The sequence below is a fragment of the Nonomuraea sp. NPDC049646 genome (assembly GCF_044465525.1).
Taxonomy (GTDB): Bacteria; Actinomycetota; Actinomycetes; order Streptosporangiales; family Streptosporangiaceae; genus Nonomuraea.
In genome coordinates this window covers 443,630-455,066 of the sequence record NZ_JBITLU010000005.1, presented here as the reverse complement: position 1 = coordinate 455,066, position 11,437 = coordinate 443,630, and the positions used below count along the sequence as shown (strand labels likewise).

General features: G+C 63.1%; 5 protein-coding genes and 2 pseudogenes. 5 read left to right on the top strand and 2 right to left on the bottom strand.

Features of this window, described 5'->3' with window-relative positions; all coding sequences use genetic code 11:
* Positions 1-206 precede the first annotated feature (206 nt).
* The 4 genes and pseudogenes from ACIBQ8_RS17725 (at position 207) to ACIBQ8_RS17710 (ending at position 4,919) form a co-directional block, all read left to right on the top strand.
* Positions 207-746 (top strand): hypothetical protein, encoded by a 540-nt coding sequence (locus ACIBQ8_RS17725; protein WP_397192443.1) that lies wholly within the window; start codon positions 207-209, stop codon positions 744-746.
* Positions 730-3,759, top strand: coding sequence for a tetratricopeptide repeat protein (locus ACIBQ8_RS17720; protein WP_397192442.1), 3,030 nt, complete (start codon positions 730-732; stop codon positions 3,757-3,759). The genes ACIBQ8_RS17725 and ACIBQ8_RS17720 overlap by 17 nt, the downstream gene beginning before the upstream one ends.
* Before the next feature lie 277 nt (positions 3,760-4,036).
* Positions 4,037-4,456 (top strand): annotated as a pseudogene (locus tag ACIBQ8_RS17715) (transposase family protein); the annotation flags it as partial.
* A gap of 37 nt (positions 4,457-4,493) precedes the next feature.
* The gene (locus ACIBQ8_RS17710; RefSeq protein ID WP_397192441.1) at positions 4,494-4,919 is read left to right on the top strand and encodes an NUDIX domain-containing protein; all 426 of its coding nucleotides are present in this window, start codon (positions 4,494-4,496) and stop codon (positions 4,917-4,919) included.
* Here ACIBQ8_RS17710 and ACIBQ8_RS17705 read toward each other — a convergent pair.
* Both ACIBQ8_RS17705 and ACIBQ8_RS17700 read right to left on the bottom strand, forming a co-directional pair.
* On the bottom strand, positions 4,894-5,721 hold the full coding sequence (locus tag ACIBQ8_RS17705) for a hypothetical protein (RefSeq protein ID WP_397192440.1): 828 nt from the start codon (positions 5,719-5,721) through the stop codon (positions 4,894-4,896). The genes ACIBQ8_RS17710 and ACIBQ8_RS17705 overlap by 26 nt on opposite strands.
* A gap of 285 nt (positions 5,722-6,006) precedes the next feature.
* A complete protein-coding gene (locus ACIBQ8_RS17700) occupies positions 6,007-7,335 on the bottom strand; it encodes an esterase/lipase family protein (RefSeq protein WP_397192439.1) in 1,329 nt (442 codons plus the stop codon).
* Positions 7,336-7,444: 109 nt separating this feature from the next.
* Between ACIBQ8_RS17700 and ACIBQ8_RS17695 the strand changes: the two are divergent.
* A pseudogene (locus ACIBQ8_RS17695) lies at positions 7,445-11,437 on the top strand (hypothetical protein); the annotation flags it as partial.

The following is an 11,437-nucleotide window of genomic DNA, read 5'->3' as shown; positions in this document are numbered from 1 at the left end:
CGCTTTAGGAGAGTGGAGGCCGTTCCGATTGCTTAGGCGGGTTGAACTGGGCAGATGGCTGACGTGGCGCATGGCTCATGCAAGATCATCCCGCGTATGTCCCCCAGCCCGATCGCATGAGAAACCAGTGACCCACAGGCTCACCATCGCGGTCACTGTCCGTAGGTACCAATCGTTCGGCCAGCGTCCGAGAGGCGAAATCGACTGTGCCCGGTTGGCATGTCGCCGGTCAGCCGGACTCCGCGCTCCAGTTCCACGACGGCGAGCACCAGAGGCGGCAGGTCACCGTCTGCCTCGCCCTCGTCGTCGGCCGGGCGCAGCAGGGCAGCGACTACGTCGTGAGCACGCCGCAGTCGTCGTCCGATGGACGGGACAACAGCTCGGCTTTCGTTGATGATGGTGCCATGGCCTTTCCCTCCTCGCCGAAGCGGGTGACTCTACTAGCAGGGGCGGCGATCTTGCCAGTGGCGGTCGCAGTCGCCAGCAACCAGATACTCAATGAGGAGATCTGGAACTGGTGGTGGGTTGGCATCGCGCTCGTTTTCAGTGTGGCCCTCACTGTGACGACATATCGGCTGACCGGTGCGCCAGTCTCCTCCGACACGCCAGCCAACGACCCACCCCCTTCCGAACCTACCTACCATGGTGACCATATCGACTTCGGCGGCAGCACCTTCTACGGTCCCGTCACTGGCAAGGTCGTAAATCCAGCACCCCGCCGGGATACCCATGATGACCAGGCATGACCCAACTGAACCTGGCCATAGTCCCGGTATTGGCTCGGGGACAGGGCATCTTCGCTATGAAGGCGATCATGTCGATTATTCTCATGGCGTATTCCACGGCCCAGTCGCTGGGAAGGTCGAAGGCGACCTACATCAGATTTTCATACAGTGGGCCGCTACGACAGAAACGCGCCCGCAGCAGATCATTGAGGGAGACATTCCAGAAAAACCGCGCGCGTTCCAAGCGCGTGAGGAATTCCTGAACCGCTTGCATGATCAAATATCCGACTCCGGTGCTGCGGTGATATCAGCAGTTACCGGCACCCCGGGTATTGGGAAGACCCTGCTGGCAGCCGCGTATGCTTGGACCTGCCAGCAGGCTCAGTGGCCGCTGATTGCCTGGATCGTTGCTGAGACAACCGACCAGATCATCATGGGACTGGCAGGACTTGCCGATCGGCTCGGCTTGCGTCGCCCCGATGATGATGCCGCGACCGCTGCACGCCGAGTACGCACGCATCTGGCCGCATCGACACAACCGGGCCTACTGGTGTTCGACAACGCAACCAGTGTGACTGATGTCCGCGACTGGATCCCGACTACGGGTGCTACTCGCGTAGTCATCACCTCACGTAACCGCGCTTTTAGCCACGTATACCCTCCGGTTGAGGTCGAGGTCTTCACCCCTGCACAAGCCGTGATGTTCCTGGACGAACGCACAGGCTTGGATGACGCCGAAGGCGCCGCAGAACTGGCTGACGAACTGGGCTTCCTACCATTGGCCTTGGCGCAAGCCGCTGCGCTGATTGCCCGCCGTCGTCTCGACTATGCCATCTACCTAGAGTTGCTGCGTAGTTTTCCGCTGGAGCGGTACCTGACTCGGTCAGATTATGATCCGTATCCAGCCGGCACTGCAGAAACCATCCTGTTGTCAGTCATGCAATTCGAAGCTTCCCGCCAGGACGGTTCCTTGCTCCTGTCGGTGCTCGGAGTATTAGCACCCTCCGGAGTTCCCCGTTCGATCCTGTATGGCTCCATTGCGCCTGACCCAGCCGAGCGCGAGCTTTGGGACAGCCTGTTGGCGGATCTGGCGGACACCTCACTAGTGAGCTTCAGTGAGGACGGCAGGGCTGTGCTGATGCATCGCCTGATTCAACGAGTCCTCCGTGAACGCGCCGATCGCCAAGGGCAACTCCAAGGCGTGCTGAACAGTGCCACCATCGTGCTTCGCCGGTTCATTGAAGATCTGCCAGAAGAAGTTGAACGCCCGTTTGTTGAGATCGTATTCGAGCAGACTGTCGCAGTGCATGCTGTTGCCGTGGCCGTCGACATCATCTCACTAAACTTGCTTACGTTGCGCTCTTGGTGTGGCGGATATCTAGCGGAGCTAGTCGATTTTGATCGGGCTATTCCCCTGTTGCAGGAAACGCTTGCCGACTGCGAGCGCGTTTTAGGTCCCACGCACACCTGTACCCTCACTTGCCGCAGCCGCCTCGCAAATGCCTATCAGGTGGCAGGGCGATTGGCCGAGGCAATCCAACTGCACAAGGCGACACTGAACGACATGGAGCAAGTCTTAGGGCCCGTGCATCCTGATACTCTCGCTAGCCGTAATAACCTCGCATACAGTTACGAGGTGGCAGGGCGCTTAGATGAGGCGATTCGGCTACATGAGGCGACGTTGGCGGATTATGGACAAGTAATGGGCCCTGATCACCCTGCTACCTTGACCAGTCGTAGCAATCTTGCACGTGCCTACCAGGCAGCGGGACGATTGACTGAGGCAACTAAACTACACGAGGTCACGTTGAGGACGCGGGAGCGGCTGCTGGGCCTCGACCATCCCCATACCCTGGCAAGTCGTTATAACCTCGCACGTGCTTACGAGTCAGGTGGCCAACTCAGCGAAGCGATCCAGCTGTACGAGACCGCCTTGGGCGGCTTTGATGAGGTCCTAGGAGGCGATCACCCTTACACTTTGGCCAGCCGTCAGAATCTCGCGGGAGCCTACCAGGCGGTAGGACGCAAGGACGAGGCGATCCGACTACTTGAGGCAGTGCTGATCGAGAGTGAAAGGCTCCTCGGCCCTGAGCATCCCCAGACTGTGGACGGTAGACACAACCTCGCACACGCCTACCACGCATCAGGGCGCTTGGACGAGGCGATCGAGCTGTATGAGGCGACGTTGACCAGCCGTGAGCGCCTCTTGGATCCCGACCATCCTCATATCCTTGCCAACCGCAACAACTTGGCTGGCGCTTACCAGGCAGCGGGACGATTCGCCGAGGCGATCCAGTTACTCGAAGCTACGTTGAGGACACGGGAACGGCTCCTCGGCGCTGAGCATCCCCAGACTGTGGACGGCCGCCATAACCTTGCATACGTCTACCAGGCATCAGGGCGCTTGGATGAGGCGATCGAGCTGTATGAGGCGACGTTGACCAGCCGTGAGCGCCTCTTGGATCCCGATCACCCCCATATCCTCATCAACCGCCAAAACCTTGTGGTCGCTTACCAGGCGGCGGGACGCATGGACGAAGCGATCCGACTATATGAGGCAATCCTGAGCCAACATGAACGGCTCCTCGGCGCTGAGCATCTCCAGACGGTGGACAGTCGTCATGATCTCGCGGCTGCCTACCGGGCATCAGGGCGCTTGGACGAGGCGATCGAGCTGTATGAGGCGACGTTGACCAGCCGTGAGCGCCTCTTGGATCCCGACCATCCCCATATCCTTAGCACCCGCAACAGCCTCGCGGTCGCTTACCAGGCGGCGGGACGCACGGGCGAGGCGATCCGACTACATGAGGCGACGCTGAGGAGGCGGGAACAGACCCTGGGTGCCGAACACCCCGATGCTTTGGCCAGCGGTCACAATCTCGCGGCCGCCTATGAAGCAGCGGGACGCTTGGATGAGGCGATCCAGCTGTATGAATCGACGCTAGCTAAATGCGAACGGCTTTTTGAGCCCAGCCACAATCTTATTCGCAGTGTGCGCTCTAAACTTGAGCGTATCCGTTCTGGATCGCAGTAGTCATTGCAGCGGTAATGAACAGATGAGGTCGAAATTCTATCGAGCACCAGTAAGGGCCTCCTCTATGAGGTCCGATCTGCTGAATGTGCGCTTCGAAAGAGAGGGCGCTGAACTCTTTCCAACCTGACGGCGCTGGTCACGATGGGCGTGCACAGAACGGTGGCGTTGAGAGGAAGCTCCCGGTAAGACAGCAGTCGACCAAGATCCGATGCCCTAACCGGGAGCCTGGTTGCTGTCTTACCGTGCCTCGATTCCGCACCACCGCCTAGTGCTATTCCGCGAAGCCGTCGACCTTGTGACCGCCCTAGCCGGCGACGTGCGGGCTGCGGTCCAGCGCGCGGCCCGGCTGGCCTATGCCATCTTGGACGGCACCCTCATCCCGATTGACCGCCTGGCCGACCCGGTGGGCCGGCTGGTGTGGGCTTCACCAGCGCTGCCGGGCGCCATTCACGACATCTCCCCAGCTCGGACGGTCGGTCTGATCGACACCTTGACGAGTGCTGGCGTGAAGACCTTCGCGGACAAGTGCTATCAAGGAGCGGGCGGCACGATTCGCACACCGTTCAAGCGGCATCGCTATCGGCCCTGGCTGTCACGCGGCTAGCGAGACGTCAACCGCGCCCATGCTCGCATCCGAGCCATCGGCGAGCGTGCCGTTGCGACCCTGAAGAGCTGGAAGGCACTGACCAAGCTGCGCGGCTGACCGGAATCTCCGTGGCCCTCAGAATTTGCTGGTGAACCTGTCTTACAAGCTGGACTGGGTCCCTCCCGGCGGCATGCCCGAGGCCAATGAGTCTCCTGCTGCCGCAGCACGACGGGAGATCAAGGAGGAGCTGGGGCTCGATATCAGGGTTGGCCGGTTGCTTGCGGTGGACTGGGTCTCACCGCACGGGCCCCGGGACAACTCGTTGATGTTCATCTTCGACGGAGGGACACTGAGCGGCCCCGTCACCCCCTGGACGATGAGCTGGATGAGGTGCGCTTTTTCGCTGCGGACGAAGCCGGGAAACTACTCAGGCCATATGTCTGGGCACGGGTGCGTGAGGCACTGGCGAGCGACGGGTACCGGGAGCAGGGACAGCGTTCGTCGCTGCACGACGCATGAGCTCGCCGTGCCATCTCATCTGACACCCATCAGGGCACGATCTCGAACCTGCTGAGATCGGCGAGAAACTCGGCCCGCACGCCAGGCGGCACCTGGGGCAGACCCTTGGTGAAACGGGTAGCGATAACCTTCCTCACCAGCGGTTTGCCTCCCTCGAGCGTGCGGAGGGCCGCCAGAACCTCGTCCAGCCGGGTACGGCGGAGTTTGAAAAAAGCCGGACCCGGGTTGAACCAGCTCAGCTCTTCGGGCAGAGGTGCGGTGACCGGCAGGTCCGAGACCGGCAGCATGTCCCAGGACGCCTTGACGATCCCCTTCAGGGAAGGCCGCACGGGAGCGTCCTGGTATATCAGCGATGACATCGCCTGCAGAGTCCGCTGATAGACGCTGCCTTCGCGGTCTGTGAGCTTCGCTACATCACCAGGCAGCCAGACGAGGTTGGGAACGAAGGTATACAGCGCAGGGATACGGCTGGCTAACTGATGGTGCCGAACCACGCGCCAAATGTGGGCAGCGACGAAGCCACCCCGGAGACGCTTCCCGTTGATACACCTGTCCGGGCTACGCACGCTTACGGTCCGCACGAGACCCTTAACCATCGTGTTGTCGTCAAGGAAGTGGCCCGTCGGGGCCGGGCTCGACCAGATGTCCGGCCTGTCCCGCTTATTCCCTCGACAGCCCAGGTCTCGGAGCGCCCATGGCAGCATGATGGGCCATTCCCGGTACACCTCTAGGGGTAGCCAGAGGCTAACCTTCTCCAACAATGGCTGCACTGGCGCCGAGAGTAGATCATGGCCGGGGAAGTTGGTCCGGAGGACATGGTCGAGCAGGTCATCGCCACGAACGACGTTGGTCGTCATGCTGGTTCCTATCCGGGCAGGATCGAAGGGCTAGCCGCACCAGAAAGCGCAGATGGGACCTCTGTAGTCGGCGGGCGCAGGCCTCGACGAGGAGCGACTGGACTCTGGCATCGCAGAATTCGCGTCGCGTCAAGCGGCCAATGACACGCAGCGCGGACCAAGAGTGTGTGGCCGGTCACCACGAAACTAGCCGCCAGAGATAAAGGTCTTCACTCCTCCGCGAATCACACATCCGGGTCATTCGTCCTACAGCCTGGTGACGGCGCCGGGTGCCGTACGACAGATCTACATCGGGTCCACCGCCATGACGATGTCGCTCACAGGCTCGACCGGTATCCGACCAGGGGCGCTTACAGTGACGCGCCACGCGCCGGGCTTCGGCAAGATCAGGTCCGTGGCATAGCGGCCATCCCCCAGATTCCGCAGCAGCAATCCACGCACAATTTCTCCCGTCTCATAGTGGGCAGCGCTGGCGATGAGAGCAAGGCGGTTGTCCGCCGCCTCGACCTCGATTGGCACGGCCTCGCCCATGGGGACAAGTTCGGGTAGATCGAGGCCGAGGCCCAGTTCCCGGCCCTGGTACTTGCGGATCGGCTGCGACGTGAGAATCGCATGAAGAGCGTCGAGCAGGTGCTTGGCGCCGGCGAGGACGGAATGACGGTCGCCGGAGTAGCGGACGTCTGTGTCGGAGGTCGCCTCAGGGAGCGCCGTAGCGAATCGGGGCACGGTGCCGTCGCCTCTGACGGCTTCACCGTTCCAGGTATGTAGCGGAACTACTTGTGCGGAGGTGAGCTGAAGGCTAAGCACGGTTTTGTGCCTGTGACCGCCAAACAGATAAGTCTCGTGCAGGCTGGGGCCGTTTTTCTGGGCCGCCAAGGCGATATCGCGGTGGAACGTCGCTCCCTCACGAATACGCGAGGTGTCGATGGGGACGCCGGATCCAAGGAGGTGGCGGAGCTCACCGGTACCGTCGTCGACGCAACGGTAGGTGGGCAACAGCTCGTACACCGAGGGAAAGGTCCGAACGACCTCGTCCAAGTCGTCTAGGACCCGGCCGAAACGTCCGACCCTGGCCCGCGCCCCGGGAGCGAGGCCCAGACATAGGGCCGCGGCGGCCTTGGCGGCACCCTGGTGGGGCGTTCCAATGGTGATCAGTCGGCGTGCGGAGGCTCGGCCACCTAGGACCTCCAGGTAGTAGCGGGCTATCAGGCCTCCCATTGAGTGACATATGTACGTCACCTTGGCGGTAGGCACATGTTCCCGAAGACGGGTCAGTTCCCGTTCCACGGTGACGCCAAGTCTGCGCGCATTAACCGCACACGACAGACGCCAGTCGTAGGGGAAGGAGATCAGGTTGCCACGACTGACGTCGAACTGCCGGCGAAGGTAGCCCAAGAGCGGGCCATAACCATCGATACCCCAGAGGCCGGGCACGATGTGCAGCCCGTTGATCAAGCCGACCGGTCGCACGTCATCGCCATCATCGAGGCTAAGCGCAGAGACCAACCTACGAGGCGGCAACACATGGCGCATCGCCGCAAGGGAGTGGTCCCAGATCCGTTTCCCGCCGCGCTCCAAGACGCTGCCGAGGATACCTGGGATGACGACGATCAAGTCGTCAATACGATCCGGCATCGGTTGCCCCCATCGCGGATGCGGTATGTTCACCGCACGCCATCATGGCAGCAACGAGTTCGTCAAGTAACCGTCGAGGAGTCCGGCAGTGAGCGAGGTCCCCACTGGCCGTGGCTCGTTCATCGTCGTCGGCATGGTCTCCTATGACCACCACGACAACCTGGAACATGTCCGGCATTTGGTGCCGACACTGTGTGAAACATTGTCAGCTGGAGGGTTCAATCACGAACTGCCCAGCTTGGCTTACGGCGGCACCCACGCGCGAGTATTGGAACTACTTGGCAACGGGCCCGAGGAGTCCGACGCACTGGTCATCTACTGGGCAGGACATGGAGTGCGTCGGCCCGCAGGAGAGTTCCTTCTGGTACAGGATTCTCCTGAAGAGGAATCGCGGATCAACGCATCTAACGCGATCAGCGCGAATGCGCTTGTGACCCTGCTCGTCACCTGGCATTTCCGCTATGCAGTCATCGTTCTTGACACCTGTTACTCGGGCGCTTCTGCCCAGGAGGTGACGCAGGCCGTAGGTAAGGCGCTGGTTGAACTCACCACTCCCGAGGGCCGACCTGCCGTATCAGTCATCTCCTCCTGCGGACCATACGAGCAGACCCAGGATGGCCACTTCATCGAGCGGTTTGTCGATGTGCTGCGCGGAGGTGGCACTGGTCACGCCTGGGCGCCAGGCAACGAACGGGTGAAACCCGAGGAGGTGTTGGAAGCTGTCGTGATGGGCCAGACGACGGAGCCAACAGCTCATTTCTGGACCGACGGTCTCCAACATCGCGTCTTCCTCAATCCCCGTGCGGTCCCAGGTCTGCCCACTGCCGACGCACACACGCAGATTCAGCGGCAGCGTCGCATCCTCGACCTCGGGCTAAAGGATCATTTTCGGGAGGCCGCGCGTGGGGTAGAGGTCGACGAGACCGGGTGGTTCTTCTTTGGCCGCACCCTGCTACTCGCCGATCTGGTTTTCTGGCTCAGGGAAGGACCACCCGGCCTACGGGTCGTCACTGGATCACCCGGGGCAGGGAAATCGGCGGTGCTCGGGCGAATCGCGACCCTGTCCGATCCTGCATACCGGCGGATCGCTGAGGCCGAGGGTGCACTAGCGGATGCCGAAGCGGACACGATTCCACCTGTGGGTCTGATCGACGTCGCCATCCACGCCAAGAACAAGTCGCTGGCTCAGTGCCAGGACGTGCTAGCCGCCGGGCTGGGCATCGCCACTCCTGCTGGAGGCTGGCGGGCGGGCAAGGAACTGATGGAGTCGGTGCAACGGCTGGGCCGCCGGGTACGAGTGATCGTCGATGCGCTCGACGAAGCGCGGCCGGACTCCGTCCTCGCCATCGTGACCGACCTGATCCGACCTCTCACCGCGCTGCCCGAAGCCCAAGTCGTGGTCGGGACCCGTGCACACATCGCGGGGAAGGAACCCGCTGGCGGAATGGTTGGACAAGGGCCGCTCCTCGAGCTGCTGGACCCAGGCCAGGAGAACGTGCACATCCTGGACAGCGATCCGGGGACCGAGGCGGCAATCGCTGCCTATGTCAAGCGGCGCCTTACAACGGCGACTTCTCCTTACAGCACGGATGCTCAGGGGGCCGAGACCGTGGCACACGCGGTGGCCAAGGCCAGCGGGCAGGTTTTCCTGTTCGCCAGGATTGTCGCCCATGCGCTCGCCGCACGGGCGACCCGGCTCGATCTCGGCTCGGCCGAGGCGGCCGACTACCTTCATGGACAGGTTCAAGACGTCTTCGCCCGAGACCTCGCACGGTTCGGACCTGACGAAATACGAGTGCGGGAACTCCTTACTCCCCTGGCTTGGGCGGAGGGCGCTGGGTTCCCAAGGCAGTTGTGGGCATTGGCGGCCACGGCGCTGGCGACTCCCGGAACGACCTATGGGGTCGAAGATGTCGACTGGCTTCTTGACCATGCCGGCTACCACGTGAGCCAGTCCAGCGAGGACGGACAGGCCGTCTACCGGCTCTACCATCAGGCGTTCGCCGACTACTTCAAGAGGCGCTCCATGAATGAGCGCAAGATCCAACGGGCGATCACCGATGCCCTTCTCCGCAGCGTCGCCCCGTCGGCCGAGCAATCCGGGGAGGGGCCGCCCCGCCGGGATTGGGCCGATGCCGACCCCTATGTGCTACGCCATCTGGCTGCGCACGCCGCTCCCGCCGAGCGCCTCGGAGAGGTGAGTGGGGAACCGGGCTATCTCGCGTATGCTGACTCCGAGCGACTCATCGAAGTGCTAGGTGCTGTCAACTCATGCCGGCATGCGCAGACCCAAGTTTACTGGCGGGCCGCCCATAACCTCGCCATGGCCAGTCCCGACGAACGAGCGGGGATCCTACGACTCACAGCCCTAGCGTATGCCCCCCATATCGCCAGCGTCTTCCCGCCAACACATCGGTTGGTGCTACGGCCCCGCTGGGCACATGTGATGCCGTCCGCTTTCCACAGAACTCTCACAGGGCATAATGATGCGGTAAACGCGATCTCCTTCGGCACCCTGCCCGACGGCACCCCCTTACTCGCCACCGGTAGCCACGACGGCACCGTCCGCCTGTGGGACCCCACAACTGGCCTCACGTCCGGTAGCTTGACCGGCCACACCAGCACAATCTCCGCCGTCGCCTTCGGCACCCTGCCCGACGGCACCCTTCTACTCGCCACCGGTAGCCACGACGGCACCGTCCGCCTGTGGGACCCCACAACTGGCCTCACGTCCGGTAGCTTGACCGGCCACACCAGCACAATCTCCGCCGTCGCCTTCGGCACCCTGCCCGACGGCACCCTTCTACTCGCCACCGGTAGCCACGACGGCACCGTCCGCCTGTGGGACCCCACAACTGGCCTCACGTCCGGTAGCTTGACCGGCCACACCAGCACAATCTCCGCCGTCGCCTTCGGCACCCTGCCCGACGGCACCCCTCTACTCGCCACCGGTAGCCACGACGGCCAGGTGCGGCTGTGGGACCCGGCCACTGGCCAGCAACTCACCACCCCGACCGGCCACAACAACAAGGTCTCCGCCGTCGCCTTCGGCACCCTGCCCGACGGCACCCCCTTACTCGCCACCGGTAGCCACGACGGCACCGTCCGCCTGTGGGACCCCACAACTGGCCTCACGTCCGGTAGCTTGACCGGCCACACCAGCACAATCTCCGCCGTCGCCTTCGGCACCCTGCCCGACGGCACCCTTCTACTCGCCACCGGTAGCCACGACGGCACCGTCCGCCTGTGGAACCCGGCCACCGGCGCACACCACACCACTCTCACTGGTAGCGCCAGCCCGGTGCACGCGATCGCCTTCGGCACCCTGCCCGACGGCGTCCCTCTACTCGCCACCGGTAGCCACGACGGCACCGTCCGCCTGTGGAACTCGGCTACCGACACACACCACACCACGATGACTGGCCACACCGGCCCAGTATCCGCACTCGCCTTCACCATCGTCCCCGACGGCACCTCGATGCTGGCAACTGGTAGCCACGACCATACGGTGCGACTGTGGGACTCCACCAGCGTCACCAGCGCAGATGGTCCGCCCGACCATACAAGCGGGGTCTCTGCAGTAGTGTTTGGCACCCTGGAAGACGGCGCCTCAATACTGGCCACGAACAGCCAAGACGGCGGCGCGGTCCGACTGTGGGACCCGGTTACCGGGCGCCGTCACACCACTCTGACTGGCCACACCAGCCTGGTGTATGCGATTGCCTTTGCGACACTCCCCGACGGCACCCCGCTGCTGGCCACCGGCAGCCGCGATGGCCGGGTGCGCCTGTGGGACCCCACCACCGGGCACCGCCGCGCCACTCTGACCGGCAACACAAGCCCGGTATACGCGATTGCCTTTGCGACACTCCCCGACGGCACCCCGCTGCTGGCCACCGGCAGCCGCGATGGCCGGGTGCGCCTGTGGGACCCCACCAACGGCTCCGCCGTAGGTAGCCTGACCGGCCACACAAGCGCGGTGTCCGCGATTGCCTTTGCGACACTCCCCGACGGCACCCCGCTGCTGGCCACCGGCAGCCGCGATGGCCGGGTGCGCCTGTGGGACCCCACCAACGGCTCC

Bases quoted from the DNA above. Each gene is read 5' to 3' on its own strand.
- ACIBQ8_RS17720 (WP_397192442.1), top strand. From the start codon at position 730: ATGATGACCAGGCATGACCCAACTGAACCTGGCCATAGTCCCGGTATT.
- ACIBQ8_RS17705 (WP_397192440.1), bottom strand. From the start codon at position 5,721: ATGACGACCAACGTCGTTCGTGGCGATGACCTGCTCGACCATGTCCTC.